The sequence below is a fragment of the Roseibium sp. genome (assembly GCF_051016195.1).
GTDB lineage: Bacteria > Pseudomonadota > Alphaproteobacteria > Rhizobiales > Stappiaceae > Roseibium.
In genome coordinates, this window is record NZ_CP134616.1 from 1,507,627 (window position 1) to 1,522,166 (window position 14,540).

The 14,540-nt window shown below is 58.2% G+C and carries 15 protein-coding genes; 12 read left to right on the forward strand and 3 right to left on the reverse strand.

Annotated features, from left to right (window positions below; genetic code table 11):
* Positions 1-16: 16 nt before the first annotated feature.
* A complete protein-coding gene (locus tag RDA78_RS06900) occupies positions 17-1,327 on the reverse strand; it encodes a hypothetical protein (protein ID WP_434054595.1) in 1,311 nt (436 codons plus the stop codon).
* 486 nt (positions 1,328-1,813) lie between these two features.
* Here RDA78_RS06900 and RDA78_RS06905 point away from each other — a divergent pair, with 486 nt between their 5' ends.
* The 9 genes from RDA78_RS06905 (at position 1,814) to rimM (ending at position 9,317) form a co-directional block, all read left to right on the forward strand.
* Positions 1,814-2,044 (forward strand): hypothetical protein, encoded by a 231-nt coding sequence (locus RDA78_RS06905; protein WP_306142332.1) that lies wholly within the window; start codon positions 1,814-1,816, stop codon positions 2,042-2,044.
* A gap of 296 nt (positions 2,045-2,340) precedes the next feature.
* Positions 2,341-3,333 (forward strand): TRAP transporter substrate-binding protein DctP, encoded by a 993-nt coding sequence (gene dctP, locus RDA78_RS06910; protein WP_434054596.1) that lies wholly within the window; start codon positions 2,341-2,343, stop codon positions 3,331-3,333.
* A gap of 148 nt (positions 3,334-3,481) precedes the next feature.
* A complete protein-coding gene (locus RDA78_RS06915; RefSeq protein ID WP_434054597.1) occupies positions 3,482-3,976 on the forward strand; it encodes a TRAP transporter small permease in 495 nt (164 codons plus the stop codon).
* A complete protein-coding gene (locus RDA78_RS06920) occupies positions 3,973-5,247 on the forward strand; it encodes a TRAP transporter large permease (protein ID WP_434054598.1) in 1,275 nt (424 codons plus the stop codon). Before RDA78_RS06915 ends, RDA78_RS06920 begins: the two co-directional genes overlap by 4 nt.
* 20 nt (positions 5,248-5,267) lie before the next feature.
* Positions 5,268-6,140 (forward strand): isocitrate lyase/PEP mutase family protein, encoded by an 873-nt coding sequence (locus RDA78_RS06925; RefSeq protein ID WP_434054599.1) that lies wholly within the window; start codon positions 5,268-5,270, stop codon positions 6,138-6,140.
* A 271-nt stretch (positions 6,141-6,411) separates the two neighbouring features.
* The gene (ffh, locus tag RDA78_RS06930; protein WP_434054600.1) at positions 6,412-7,959 is read left to right on the forward strand and encodes a signal recognition particle protein; all 1,548 of its coding nucleotides are present in this window, start codon (positions 6,412-6,414) and stop codon (positions 7,957-7,959) included.
* Positions 7,956-8,279 carry a chorismate mutase gene (locus RDA78_RS06935; RefSeq protein WP_434054601.1) on the forward strand — a complete coding sequence of 108 codons (324 nt, stop codon included), beginning with the start codon at positions 7,956-7,958 and terminating at the stop codon, positions 8,277-8,279. The genes ffh and RDA78_RS06935 overlap by 4 nt, the downstream gene beginning before the upstream one ends.
* An 18-nt stretch (positions 8,280-8,297) precedes the next feature.
* Complete coding sequence (gene rpsP, locus RDA78_RS06940; RefSeq protein ID WP_434054602.1) at positions 8,298-8,708, forward strand: 30S ribosomal protein S16; 411 nt, start codon at positions 8,298-8,300, stop codon at positions 8,706-8,708.
* A 51-nt stretch (positions 8,709-8,759) separates the two neighbouring features.
* A complete protein-coding gene (rimM, locus tag RDA78_RS06945; RefSeq protein ID WP_434054603.1) occupies positions 8,760-9,317 on the forward strand; it encodes a ribosome maturation factor RimM in 558 nt (185 codons plus the stop codon).
* Here the strand turns inward: rimM and RDA78_RS06950 are convergent.
* The gene (locus RDA78_RS06950) at positions 9,263-9,784 is read right to left on the reverse strand and encodes an antibiotic resistance protein VanZ (protein WP_434054604.1); all 522 of its coding nucleotides are present in this window, start codon (positions 9,782-9,784) and stop codon (positions 9,263-9,265) included. The genes rimM and RDA78_RS06950 overlap by 55 nt on opposite strands.
* Positions 9,785-9,907: 123 nt before the next feature.
* On the opposite strand from RDA78_RS06950, the gene trmD reads away from it, so the two are divergent.
* Positions 9,908-10,618, forward strand: a complete 711-nt coding sequence (trmD, locus tag RDA78_RS06955; protein ID WP_434054605.1) for a tRNA (guanosine(37)-N1)-methyltransferase TrmD — start codon at positions 9,908-9,910, stop codon at positions 10,616-10,618.
* Here trmD and RDA78_RS06960 read toward each other — a convergent pair.
* A complete protein-coding gene (locus tag RDA78_RS06960; RefSeq protein ID WP_434054606.1) occupies positions 10,615-11,754 on the reverse strand; it encodes a helix-turn-helix transcriptional regulator in 1,140 nt (379 codons plus the stop codon). The two genes, trmD and RDA78_RS06960, sit on opposite strands and share 4 nt — an antisense overlap.
* Before the next feature lie 567 nt (positions 11,755-12,321).
* On the opposite strand from RDA78_RS06960, the gene rplS reads away from it, so the two are divergent.
* Together rplS and leuC are read left to right on the forward strand one after the other, a co-directional pair.
* Complete coding sequence (gene rplS, locus RDA78_RS06965; protein ID WP_434054607.1) at positions 12,322-12,792, forward strand: 50S ribosomal protein L19; 471 nt, start codon at positions 12,322-12,324, stop codon at positions 12,790-12,792.
* A 248-nt stretch (positions 12,793-13,040) separates the two neighbouring features.
* The gene (gene leuC, locus RDA78_RS06970) at positions 13,041-14,453 is read left to right on the forward strand and encodes a 3-isopropylmalate dehydratase large subunit (RefSeq protein WP_434054608.1); all 1,413 of its coding nucleotides are present in this window, start codon (positions 13,041-13,043) and stop codon (positions 14,451-14,453) included.
* Positions 14,454-14,540 lie beyond the last annotated feature (87 nt).

Genomic DNA, 14,540 nt, shown 5'->3' on the forward strand with positions numbered 1-14,540 from the left:
GGTTCTGCGCGCAGGTTCAGTCTTCGATGAATGTTTTTTTGGCCATTGCCCGCGCAAGTGAAGACATTGCCTTTGCTTGTTTCAGAGCGTCAGAGCCCTGGAATGCCAGCAGCATCGCCAACGAATAATCGCCGGCGTTTATGTGCGCTGCGATGATCTGGTCACTTATGCCGCTCCCGAAGATCCCGGACGCCTCAACAATCCTGACAACGGCGGCATCGTTTCCCGCCAGTGATTCCGCCTGGGCCGCGGCGGTGAGCGCGCCGTCAATTTCGAAGCGCAGGTCCGGATCAGTTTCGCCGCGTTTGAGAGCTTCCATGAGCGCGGAAACGGGTTCTCGCGCGCGCTCAAGGCACGTTGCTGCCGCGTGCTGGTGACCGGAACTGTAGGCCAAGAGCGCACACTCCGCCAATGCCCAGGCTTTGCTATCGACGCGCTCGATCTCCTCAGCCAGGACCAACGCGTTCTCTGCGTTGCCGCTCATTCCCGCGTTCAGCACCAGAAAGGACAGCGTGCTGTCACGATGCCGGGCGTCCGAGATCTCGTTTGCGATGGCCAGAGCCTGACCAGATTCATCGAGCTGCAACCAGGCCCAGGCCTCGTTGATTATGATTTGCGAGGTGCGCACGGGGTCAAGGCTTGCCCGCCATGTTTTTACGTCGTGTAACAGTGACCTGGCTCGGTCTTCGTCCGGTCCGTTCGCGAGTATCTCCACCAAAAGTGTCGCCGCTTCGGCCCGGTCGTAGAGATCCGGTATCTCGTTGACCATATCGATGGCCGCACCAGTGTCACCGGAGGCAGCAACCGCGCTTGGCAGGGTCGTGTCATGAAACTTTTCCCCGGTGGCTGCCTTATGACTATCTAGCAAATCGTTCGCCAATTCGATCGCCGCATCTCCCCGGGCCTGGGCGCCGCGCTCGTAGGCGTCCAACGCCCAGCCTGTCACTTCGCCTACGCTTATCCTGGTGTTTTCCGCGTGTCTGTCCAGAACGGCACGTGTTTCACCCACCTTGCCCTCGTGAAAAAGCGCGCGTGCCCGCACCATGTTGACGAGCCTGCGTACGGCGGTGCCTTCAATCTTTTGAGCAAGTTCCAGTCCGCGGGCGGTGCGCCCGCTATAGAACATGGCCTGGGTGAGGTTCGGCAACACCAGGTGCCAGCGGTCTTCCGGTACCAGGACGAATGACCGCTCGGCAAGTTCGATCACGCAGTCAACGTCCGGGTTGGCAATGCAACGCAGCCCTGCGCTGGCCTGTGCTAGCGCGGCATTCGCGGCTGCGACCGAAACTGAGGCTGCCAGTAGAACCGTCGTGATCCTTGTGATCATGTCTCTTCCCCTCAATGTCCAGGTCTTGTCAGGATGTCACATCGCTGGTCGCTCCAGCAACCGCACCAACGTCTGGCCAGTGGATCAAGACGAAAGCTCGGCGGTTGATCTGCAAATTCACACAAGTGTTCAATTTCGATCGAATTTCACGGAATATTCAGTAGAATATGAAAGTTAAATTGCTTCGGATATTGAATAATTATTTCCTCATTAAATCCACTATGAAGTCTATTTCTTGCCGGAAACTTTGAAAATTGTCATGAATATGACTGACCTATGGCTGAATACATCTGAAAGTCACAACAATGCCGCGAATGTTCCCAAGAGCAGCCCTTTGCCGGTCGTGATCGCGGATCAGTGTTTGTGGTGTTCCGGTTCGGCAGGTCGCAGGGGCCTGGCGGATGGACGGAACACAAGCCGGGTGCACCGACTTCCCCATCTCTGGGACGGGCAATCCGGCGAAAACCAACACTTGGAGGTTTAAACATGTCCAAACGTCTTACCGCTGCTCTTCTCATCGGTGCTTTCACAGCCTCTACAGCAGCGCTTGCACAGGGCGTGTCATTTGAGACGATCGACAGCAACCAGGACGGTTTCGTGAGCTTCGACGAAGTCACGGCAGTCGTTCCGGATATGTCGGAAGACGTTTTCAAGGCTGCGGACGCGAATCAGGACAACCTGCTCGATCCGGCTGAATTCGCAGCGGTTCAGCCGTAATCCGGCTTCGGGCGATCCTCCCCCCGTAAGCTGCACTTGCAGCGGGGTTGCCTGATAAAGACCACTGCCGGTACGGTCACACCGGCAGTGGTTTTCGTGTCTAAGACATGAACACCGGTTTGGCGGTCTGCCAGGACGGAGATCCGGTACCCGCCGATTTCGATAATTGGACCCGCACCGGCGGGTATGTCTTGCTCAATCTATTGGTGAGTTTTTGTCATCCCCGACGATGAGTTGTCTTGTTGACCTTGATCTGGTCGTTTGCAAGACTGCGCTCATAATAATGGGAGGACATCATGAAATCACTTGCCTGGGCCCTTGGCGCAGCCGTTGCGCTTGGCCTTTCGACCGGTGCTGCCTTTGCGGCAGACACAACGTTGCGTATTTCCCTTCAACTGCCGCTCAAGAGCCACCTCGGCCAGAACCTGCTCCTGTTCAAGGAAGAGGTTGAAAAGAACTCAAATGGCGACATCGCCGTTGAAATCTATGATTCCGCCCAGCTCTACAAGGACAAGGAAGTTCCGGCGGCAGTTGGCTCCGGTGCGATCGAAATGGGCGTTGCCTCGTTGACGCGGTATGTCGGAGACATTCCGGCGGTCGACATCTTCTATCAGCCATTCCTGTTCGATACCGAAGACAAGGTGCGTGCCGCTGTTGCGCCGGGCTCGCCCGTGCGCGGGCCACTCGACGAGGCCATCAAGGACACCGGTTCGACCGTGCTGTGGTGGCAGGCCTATGGTGGTGCGATCATGCTGTCCCAGGACGGACCGCTCAAGACGCCGGAAGACATGAAGGGCAAGAAGGTCCGCGTGTTCGGCAAGACACTCGGCGATTTCGTGACAGCAGCCGGCGGCGCGCCGACCCTGATTTCGGGTTCCGAACAATATCTCGCCTATCAGCGCGGTACCGTCGATATCGGCATGACCGGAGTTTCCGGTGTGAAATCGCGAAAGCTCTGGGAAGTGATGGACACGATTTCCGTGACCAATCACGCGGATATCGAGTTCATTGTCGTTGTCAACTCCGACTTCTGGAACGGTCTTCCGGAAGAGCAGAAGGCTGTCATCCAGGCAGCGGCAGTCAAGGCAGAAAACGACGTGCGCAATCGCATGGCCGAAATCGAGGCGGCAGCTTATGCGGCAGCCGAGGAAAACGGCATGACCGTCTACAGACCCACCGCGGAAGAAATCGCGGCCTGGAAAGCCGTCAGTCAACCGGTCTACGACACTTACTCCGAAAAGGCTGGAGATCTGGGTAAAACCGTGATGGACGCGGCAAAGGGTCTTTGAGCAGCCACCGGGGATCAGGCGCGCCGCCTTACTCGTGAGGCGGCGTGGCCGCGAAACCCGATCTTCGCCCCAAACGATCAACACGGGATCTGTATTTTCATCGGGCCCCGTTTGAACTTTCCCGAAAACAGAGATTGCATTTGAGCCGATGAAAGCGTTCCACGCTGTCCTCAGGGTGCTTGCAGGAGCCGCCGCGTTCCTGTTCATCCTTGCGGGATGCATGCTGACCTACGAAGTCACCGCCCGCTACCTGTTCGTAGCGCCGACAATCTGGGCGGCGGAACTGTCGCAGCTTTGCCTCATCTGGGGCAGCATGATCGGGATGCCCTGGCTCCTGAAGACCAATCAGCACATAGCGGTTGATGCCGTTACCGAACGGCTCGGCAAAACGGCTCAACGGGTTTGCCGTGTTCTGGCCATGACCGCGATCGCGCTTTTCAGCGCGGTCGTTGCCTGGAAGGGCGGAGATATCTTTTACGATTCCTTCGAGCGCGGCCGCACGACCGGTTCGATGCTCGATTTGCCAACCTGGGTCTCGGAGCTTGCCATTCCGGTCGGCTTCGCACTGCTGTTCGTGCAGGCACTGATCGAGCTTGGCACGGCGGCCGCACGTCCGGCACCGACGGGCGGACACGTCTCATGACGACCGCCCTGATCCTGGTTGCGCTTTTTGCGCTTTTGCTCATCCGGGTTCCGGTCGCATTCACGCTGGGCGGTCTCGGACTGGCCTTGCTGTTGTTTGGCGGGTTCTCGCCTTTGATGGCGCCGCAGGCGATCCTTTCCACGCTGGACGGGTTCATTCTTCTTGCCGTTCCCCTTTTCCTGCTGATGTCGAACATCCTTCTGAAAGGCGGTGTCGGAAAGGATCTCTTTGCCGCCGTGCATGCCTGGGTGGGTCACTGGCCGGGCGGTCTGGCCGTTGCAACGATCATTTCCTGTGCGATTTTTGCCGCGATTTCAGGCTCTTCCGTGGCAACCGCGGCCACGATCGGGACGGTGGCAATCCCTGAAATGATCAGCCGAGGGTACGAGCGACGCTTCGTCTATGGTCTGCTTGCCGCCGGAGGGACGCTCGGGATCCTGATCCCGCCATCGATCCCGATGATCGTTTACGGGTTTGTCACCGAACAGTCCGTCATTTCGCTGTTTCTCGCCGGCATCGGCCCCGGCATCCTTCTGGTGGTTTTCTTCATTGCGTTCGCGATGATCCATGCGAGATGGTTCGGCGGGCACACCGCGGAAACCGCGGCCAGCGCGGAGGAGCGTTTCTGGAGTTCGCTGCGCGCCCTGCCTTCCATTGTGCTCGCGGCATTTGTCATCGGGGTGATCTACACGGGGATCGCCACGCCGACCGAGGCGGCGGCCATCGGCTTTGCGGTTGCGCTCGTCATCACAGGTCTTGTTCTGCGGACGCTGACCTGGCAGGGGCTCAAGGAGGCGGCTTACGATTCCATGGTGACGACCGTTGCGATTCTGCTGATCGTCGCCGGAGCAAAAGTGTTCGGCAAGGCGATCACGCTCTACCGGATCCCGCAGGAAATCTCGATGTTCATCGGTCAGAACATTGATACACCGCTGGCGTTCATCCTTGTCGTCTCGGTGGTTCTCCTGATCATGGGACTCGTCTTCGAGGCACTGTCCATGGTGCTGATCATGACGCCGGTCTTGCTGCCGGCGGCCATGGCGCTCGGCTTCGATCCCATCTGGTTCGGCGTCTACATGGTGGTTATGGTCGAGTGTGCGTTGATCACACCGCCGGTCGGGCTCAATCTCTACGTGATCCAGTCGGTGGCGAAATCCAGTCTGTCCGATGTGTCCCGCGGGGTGCTGCCATTCCTGGTGCTCATGTTGCTCTCGGTCGTGATCCTCTATATGTGGACCGATCTAGCGCTTTATATTCCCTTCAAGCTCTGAATCGCTGTCACGAGGTAAGAATGCCGTCCCAGGCCGACAAACTCAGACACCTGCTTGCAGCTGAGAAACTGCACGTCATGCCATGCTGCTTTGACGCGCTTTCGGCCAAGCTGATCGAACAGGCGGATTTCGATCTGACCTTCATGTCGGGATTTGCGGCGTCGGCGTCCCGGATCGGACAGCCGGACCTGGGCCTGATGTCCTATGGCGAGGTTCTCGATCATGTCGGCAACATTACGCACGCCGTCGACTTTCCGGTCATTGCCGACGGCGATACCGGTTATGGCAACGCGATGAATGTGCGACGGACGGTTGCGGGGTTCGCCAGGGCGGGCGCGGCTGCCATCATGATCGAAGACCAGTTGTCTCCAAAACGATGCGGCCACACACCCGGAAAAGCGGTTGTCTCGCGCGACGAAGCCTTTGACCGGATCCGCGCGGCCAATGATGCCAGGGAAGACGGAGCGGATATTCTCATCCTGGCGCGTACGGACGCGCGCCACGAACACGGCCTCAGCGAAGCCATCGAACGCGCCGCTCGTTTCAAGGAGCTGGGTGCGGACATTCTTTTCGTCGAGGCCCCCAGGACTGTCGCCGAAATGGAGACGGTCTGCCGGGAACTCCCCGGGCCGAAAATGGCGAATATCGTGGAAGGCGGGGAAACGCCGGAGCTTTCCCACAAGGAGCTTGAGGACATCGGGTTCGCGATTGCCGCCTATCCGCTCACGCTGATGGCCAGCGCGATGAAGGCGATGACGGAAACGCTTGAGAAGCTGAAGACCGATCGTGACCGGGCGCCGCTGATGATGGACTTTACCGAACTCCGGGACCGGATCGGCTTCAACGACTATTATGAGACGTCGTCCCGCTACGAGACGTCAAAGCGGAATTGACGTGACCGGTTCCCGGAAGGGTGCGGGGCAAAACTTGACTCTTGTGGCGCGGTCAGGCATAGACCCGCGAACTCCATATGAGTGAGCGAAAATCTGAACCGCCGACCGGGACCCGCAAAGGTGTAAAGAGATCCCGGAGGTTACCACCCGACAGCGCGATGCGCCCTCGGGTGCAAAACCGCTTTGCAAGAGGCAACGCGGTTGGATCTGAAATTCGGTTGACCATATGGTTCGGGAGAAATCCCGAAACCGATGACCTAAGGACCCTTTGATGTTTGAAAGCCTGTCCGATCGACTAAGCGGAATTTTCGACAAGCTCACTGGCCGTGGCGCGCTGTCGGAAAACGACGTGAACGAGGCAATGCGCGAAATTCGCCGCGCATTGATCGAGGCCGACGTCGCCCTGCCGATCGTGCGCTCCTTTACAGACAAGGTCCGCAACCGGGCGGTCGGTGCCGAAGTGGTCAAGTCGGTTACGCCGGGCCAGATGGTCGTCAAGATCGTTCATGACCAGCTTGTCGAAATGCTCGGTGCCGAAGCGCAGCCGATCGATCTGAATGCGCCCGCACCGGTCGCGATCATGATGGTCGGGTTGCAGGGGTCCGGTAAGACCACGACCACCGCCAAGATTGCGCGCCGCTTCACCCAGCGCGACAAGCGCAAGGTGCTGATGGCTTCGCTCGATACGCGCCGGCCGGCGGCACAGGAACAGCTCAAGGTTCTCGGTGAGCAGAACGAGGTGGACACACTGCCGATCATCGATGGACAGGGGCCCGTCGAGATCGCCAACCGTGCGATGTCGGCAGCCAAACTCGGCGGCTATGACCTTGTCCTGCTGGATACGGCCGGGCGCATCCATATAGATGAGCCTCTGATGCACGAGATGGCGGAGGTCAAGGCCGCCTCGCAGCCGCATGAGATCCTGCTTGTCGCAGACAGCCTGACAGGTCAGGACGCCGTCAACCTGGCGCAGAGTTTCGATGAGCGCGTGGGGATCAGCGGAATTGTCCTGACGAGAATGGACGGTGATGGCCGCGGCGGTGCGGCGCTCTCCATGCAGGCCGTTACCGGCAAGCCGGTGAAGCTGATCGGTACCGGCGAAAAGTCTGATGCGCTGGAGGACTTCTATCCAAAACGGATCGCCGACCGGATTCTCGGCATGGGCGACATCGTCTCGCTCGTTGAAAAAGCAGCGGAAGCCATTGATGCGGAACAGGCCGCGAAAATGGCGAAGAAGATGCAGAAAGGTCATTTCGACCTGGAAGATCTCGCCGAACAATTGAAGCAGATGGAGAAGCTGGGCGGAATGTCCGGCATGATGGGCATGTTGCCGGGTGTCGGCAAGATGAAGAAGCAGATCGAGGCTGCGAATGTCGATGACAAGATGTTCAAGCGCCAGATCGCGATCATTCAGTCAATGACCCCGTCTGAGCGGCAGAAACCCGATGTTCTGAAGGCGAGCCGCAAAAAGCGGATCGCCGCCGGGTCGGGGGTTCAGGTTGCCGAGGTCAACAAGCTGCTCAAGATGCATCGCCAGATGGCGGACATGATGAAGAAAATGGGCAAGGGCAAGGGCATGCTCGGCAAGCTTATGGGCGGTCTGGGCGGCGGCATGCCGGATGTCGATCCGAAGCAGCTCGAGGAAATGGCCAAGTCCGGCCAGCTTCCCGGCGGAATGGATCTGCCGAAAGGATTGCCCGGCGGCATGCCGGGTGGTCTGGGTGGGCGGGGGTTGCCACCTGGGATGCCGGGCCTTCCGGGTCTGGGCGGTCCGAAACTCCCCGGTATGCCGGGAATGGGTAAAGGCAAGAAACGATGAGCAATGCCGTTACCCAGCTGGGCCAGAGTGAGGCGGTCGCCGAGCTGAAGGCTCTGAGATCATCCATTGACAACATCGACGCCGCGCTCATCAACATGCTCGCGGAAAGGTTCAAGTGCACCCAGAAAGTGGGTGTCCTGAAAGCCAATAACGACCTGCCGCCAGCTGATCCGGAGCGGGAGAAAATTCAGATCGAACGGCTCCGGCGGCTTGCCGCGGAAGCCAATCTCGATCCTGACTTTGCCGAGAAATTCCTGAACTTCATCGTTCGCGAAGTGATCCGGCACCACGAAGCCATTGCCGCAGAAGCCGGCAACTGAAAAAACTGGAGACCTAAAATGGCTACGAAAATTCGCCTCGCACGGGGCGGTTCCAAGAAACGTCCGTATTACCGTATCGTGATTGCCGACATCCGCTCGCCGCGCGATGGCCGCTTCATCGAAAAAGTCGGCAGCTACGATCCGATGCTCCCGAAGGATTCCGAAGACCGCGTCAAGCTTGACGTGGAGCGTATCCAGTACTGGCTTGGCAACGGTGCAAAGCCGACTGATCGCGTTCTCCGCTTCCTCGATGCTGCCGGCATCCTGAAGCGTGAGCCGCGCAACAACCCGAAAAAGGCAGAACTTGGCGCAAAGGCCAAGGAACGTCTGGAAGCCAAGCGCCAGGCTGAGGAAGACGCGGCATCTGCCGCAGCTGAGGCTTCTGAAGCCGCAAGCGAAGGCGCCGCAGAAGAAGCGGCTGCGGAGTAAGCTCCGAACACCACCGGGTGGCGCTGATTTTTCCGGAAAGGACTTTCTGACATGACCTCAGACAGCAGTCAGAAAGTCCTGATGGCAAAGATCGGTGCCGCGCACGGCATACGCGGTGAAGTGCGGGTGAAACCCTTTGGGGACGACCCGCTTTCCTTTGCGAACTACGGCGTGCTGACCAGCAAGGACGGCGCGACGTCGTTTGAAGTCGAAAAGGCCAGGGTTCAGAAAACGGTCGTCGTTACCAAGTTCCGGAACGTGAACGACCGGAACCGGGCCGAAGAACTGAACGGTGTCGAACTCTATATCGACCGGGACCAGTTGCCCGAGCCGGAAGAAGACGAATTTTACTATTCGGATCTGAATGGTCTCGCCGTTGTCGATCAGAATGGAAACATTCTCGGCAAAATCGTTGCTGTACAGGACTTCGGAGCAGGCGATCTGCTTGAGATTCGTCCCAAGCGCGGCCGCACCTTCTATATTCCCTTCACGAGGGACTTCGTGCCTGACATTTCCCTTTCAGAAGGTCTGGTCACGGCCCAATTGCCCGACGACTACTTTTCAGAAGACAGCTCGGGGTCTTCGGACGGGGATTCGCCGGACAGGTAACGGATGGGCATCGGCTGCAATCCCATGTTGCCAAGGTTCAGGTCTTCCTCGGGATCTTTGACGGCCTGCGTGACTTCCGAGCGCAGAAGCGCAATGAGCGCGACGACAAGCGAAACGCCAATTCCGTTCGCCACGAGATCAGGTAATGACATCGCATGATGCGGCAGGAGCCCCTGCACAAGTTCTCCGGCTATTCCCATGCCGAATGCGACCACGGCCGAGATTCTGAGACGGCAACAGAAGAGCGCGTGAATGGACAGTGTCAGAAGCGCGAAAAATCCGATATGGATCACCTTGTCATAGGGATGCCCGACGCCGGTTTCGAACACCAGCCCGACCAGGACACCAAATGTCATGAGCGCGGCGAGCGGGACAACACGGCTCACGGAAATGTCGAGATAGTGCTGGTCAACCTTGCTTTGGACGAAGGCAGGTAATTTCAAACGCAGAACGGGAAACTGGAACACGGCAACAGACCTGATTGAAACGCTCTTGTCAGCTTGCGCGCTCGGCCTTAATCAGTTCTTGCCATGGCGATTTTGTCCCATGGACATGCACATCTTTCCCTATTCTAGGTTAATGTTGTCTTGATGCCTTTTAAGACCACGATCCTGACGCTCTATCCGGACATGTTTCCCGGTCCGCTGGGCCACAGCCTGTCGGGACGGGCGCTTGCCAAGGGACTTTGGCAGATTGAAACCAGCCAGATCCGGGATTCCGCACCGGACAAGCATCGCAGTGTTGACGACACGCCGGCGGGCGGCGGAGCCGGGATGGTGCTGCGCGCCGATATTCTGGCGAAAGCGATCGACGCCGCTGCGCCGGAGGACGATCCGCGCCCGCGGCTGCTCATGAGTCCGCGCGGAAAGCCGTTTACGCAGGAGCGTGCGCATGAACTCGCCTCGGGGCCGGGCGCGATCATTGTCTGTGGCCGGTTCGAAGGAGTTGATCAGCGGGTTATTGACGGCAGGCAGCTCGAAGAAGTCTCTGTCGGTGACTACATCCTTTCGGGCGGTGAGATCGCCGCGATCACGATGCTGGATGCGATCATCAGGCTTATCCCTGGCGTGATGGGAAACAGTCAGAGCGCGGAAACAGAGAGTTTCGAGACCGGACTGCTTGAACATCCGCACTACACGCGTCCGGCGGAGTTCGAAGGATCGCCGATACCCGATGTTCTGACCTCCGGAAACCATCAGAAAATCCATGACTGGCGCATGGCGGAGGCAGAGCGTTTGACGCGGGAACGCCGGCCGGATCTTTGGGACGCCTACATGGCGGATGAAGACGACGTCGATTAACGCGGACCGTCTCCAAGCTTCGCAAGAAGGTGGGTTCCGCGGCGGACGATATCGGCCTGGGATCGGGCCCCCGTCTTGGAGGCCGCACTTGCCAGATGATTTCGGGCGGTGTTGTAGGAGATCTGCAAGGCGTCGGCAGCCTCCTTCAGCGACGATCCCAAGATCAGTTGCTGTATGACAAGACATTCCCGCTCGGTCAGGCCAAATGCGGCGGACAATATCTTTTCCGACGGCCTTGGGGCATCGGCCGGATCGAAAAACGTCACAAGCAGAGGCAAGGTCGGCGTCAGGAACGGCGCAAAGCCGGGATGGACGACATCATTGTGCTGCACCGGCATGACGAAAAAGAACGGGCCGCCGCTGCCTGTTGCGTTCAGGGGAACGGGTCCGACGGGCAGAGACGTGCCTGATGCTTTTTTCAAGGCTGCCTGCAGCTGGTTCTGCAGTTTGCATGTCCGGGCCGAGAGGCGGACTGTGCGGTCGGTGTATATCAACCTGCTGTTCTGCAGAAAGCGCTCGGCCTGATCGTTGAAATGCGTGACCTTGCCATCCGGCAGAACCAGGACGGCTGCAGTCGGGATCTGGTCGAGCCAGAAGCCGGGATTGGCCGGCACCGCTTCCCGTTTTGCCAGTTCCAGCAAAAGACCGAACGCGTTTTGCAGATGGGGCCGGAGAAACCCGAACAGGCGGCGCACGTGCTCTTCCTCACGGGACTTCATTGCCCTGGGCAGATTCGCCGCCACGAATGCTGAATCCTTGCCCTGGCGATGCAAAATGACACCGAAAGCCCTGTTGATCTCGCCGTGATCCTTCATGAACTCGTGATAAAAGTCGGTTTTCTCAACCTCTGCCGCGGAGATGAAATCGCCCGTGTAAACGACGTGGGAAGGATCGCACCGCAGCGCAATCGGCGGCAGCGGATTGGGGGATACAGCGCGGCTCAGTTTGAATTCCGCGCCCTCGCCGTGATTGAACATGGCGCAGTCATACAGCGTGTTCTCGTACACGCATTGCGCCTGGTATGAAATCGGCAGGTCCGGATAAAGGGTTGCAAGATCCGAAAGCACACCAGTAAGTCCGCCTTCGAGCAAAGCACCACTATAGAGTTTATGTAGTAAACCGGAATGATCCCTCATCGATTGATGTTTCCTAAAGGTAAGGGCACATTACTTTACCGTAATGAACGAACCTAAAACATTAAATTTTTAAAAGCTAGCGTGACACTCTTTTTAGAATGTGCTATACGAAGATCATTGCAACCAAAAATGTCTCTTCAGTTGTAAAAGACCGAAGAAACAAAAAAAGAATTACTTTAGGCAATGCTGAGCATCAGCGGCGGCACTTGTGCCGCCGCTTTTCTTGTTAAATGTCACCGTGTATTGGTCAGGCGTACTATTGCACCCTGGGCGAAGGATGGTGGTAATGATCTTTACCGGGTGTTCCGGTATGCTTGATGGGGCCGCCCGCTTCTTGGATGCGGCAATCACAAAAACCGCATGACATCGACCGGCTTTTGCTGTATACGCCCGCGAAGCTGGTGAAGCAAATGCCTGATATTCCATGTCAGGGCCTGACGGTCCGGAGTTGTGTCCGGGCTTCGTGGCGATCCGGCTGATATGCAACATGGCCCAAGGTTGGCGAACCCGTTTTCCGATCAAAGGGAAACGCTCTGGCCGCCTTGTAATTGAAAAGGGAAAAATGCCATGAATATCATCGAGCAGCTCAATGCTGAAGAAATGGCGAAGATCGAAGCTCAACGCAAGCTTCCCGATTTCTCGCCGGGTGACACGGTTCGCGTTAACGTGAAGGTCACCGAAGGCAGCCGTACCCGTACCCAGGCTTATGAAGGCGTTTGTATCGCCCGTTCCGGCGGCGGCATCAACGAGAGCTTTACCGTTCGCAAGATTTCCTACGGTGAAGGCGTTGAGCGTGTCTTCCCGATCTATTCCCCAATGCTGGAAGGCGTTGAAGTTGTCCGCCGAGGTAAGGTTCGCCGCGCGAAGCTTTACTACCTGCGCGACCGTCGCGGCAAATCCGCCCGCATCACCGAAAACACAAATGTCCGCTCGAAGCGCCTCAACGAAGAAGCCCGCGCCGAGGCGGCTGCCGCCAAGGCTGCAAAGGCCGAGGCCAAGAAGGCCGAGCAGGCAGCTGCAGAAAGCGCCGCGGAATAATCCGGCACGACGATCGAGGTTCGAAAAGGCGGTCCATGCGACCGCCTTTTTCATTTGCCGGAATGCCGGTCAATCTCAGTTGAATTCAGCTCAACCCGGTAGCGCTTGACGTTTTTGCGCACCTGGGCCATTCACTAGCCAGAATTATGAGAAACGCTTGATGCCGGGCCCAATCACCCGGCAAGAAAACCGAAGGCGGACGCCCCGACGCACGCGTAACCGCACCGGAAACAGACGAGGAGAGATCGATGGCGAAGGCGCGCACGCTTTATGACAAGATCTGGGATGATCACATGGTTGATATGCAGCCGGACGGAACCGGGCTGCTCTATATCGACCGTCACCTTGTGCACGAGGTGACCAGCCCTCAGGCCTTTGAAGGCCTTCGCATGCATGGCCGCAAGGTCCGCAGCCCGGAAAAGACACTCGCGGTTGTCGATCACAACGTTCCGACGAGTGATCGCCGCCATGGCATCGACGATCCGGAGTCGGCCCTCCAGGTGGAAACACTTGCCAAGAACGCAAGCGAATTTGGCGTCGAATACTATTCGGAACTGGATATGCGCCAGGGCGTTGTTCACATTGTTGGTCCCGAGCAGGGCTTTACGCTGCCGGGAATGACGATTGTCTGCGGTGACAGCCATACGTCCACGCACGGCGCCTTCGGTTCGCTGGCGCATGGTATCGGCACCTCGGAAGTGGAACATGTGCTCGCCACGCAGACCCTCATTCAGAAAAAAGCAAAAAACATGCTGGTCAAGGTGAATGGCCAGATCCCCGACGGCGTAACCGCGAAGGACATCGTTCTTGCGATCATCGGCAAGATCGGGACAGCGGGCGGTACGGGCTACGTCATCGAATATGCCGGCGATGCCATTCGTTCGCTGTCGATGGAAGGCCGGATGACCGTTTGCAACATGTCGATCGAAGCTGGTGCCCGTGCCGGACTGATTGCGCCGGACGAGACGACTTTCGCCTATGTCAAAGGCCGTCCCAAGGCCCCTGAGGGTGCTGCCTGGGACATGGCGATGGCATATTGGCGCACGTTGCACTCCGATGCCGATGCCGATTTTGACAAGGTTGTCGAGCTGGACGCGGCAAACCTGCCTCCGATCGTTTCCTGGGGATCTTCCCCCGAAGACGTGGTCTCGGTCGAAGGCGTCGTTCCCGATCCGGAAGAGATCGATGACGAAAACCGGCGCGAATCCAAGAAACGCGCACTGGTTTACATGGGTCTGGAACCGGGCACAAAGATCACGGACATCAAGATCGACCGCGCGTTTATCGGGTCCTGCACCAATGGACGCATCGAGGACCTGCGTGCCGCGGCTGCGGTGATCGGAAATCACAAAGTGGCCGCGCATGTGGACGCAATGGTGGTTCCGGGCTCCGGCCTGGTCAAGGAGCAGGCCGAAGAGGAAGGTCTCGACCTCATCTTCAAGGAAGCCGGGTTCGACTGGCGCGAGCCGGGCTGTTCCATGTGTCTTGCGATGAACGCGGACAAGCTCAAGCCGGGTGAGCGCTGTGCTTCGACCTCGAACCGCAACTTCGAAGGACGTCAGGGCCACAAGGGACGCACGCACCTGGTTTCGCCGGCAATGGCGGCAGCGGCAGCGATCGCGGGTCATTTCGTCGATATTCGCGATTGGACGACGAATTGATTCGAATTGTGCCGCACGGTTCACAAGTCATTTTCGGAAGGGCGCCATTGGCGCCCTTCGTGTTTTTGAGCGAAAACAGGGAGTGTT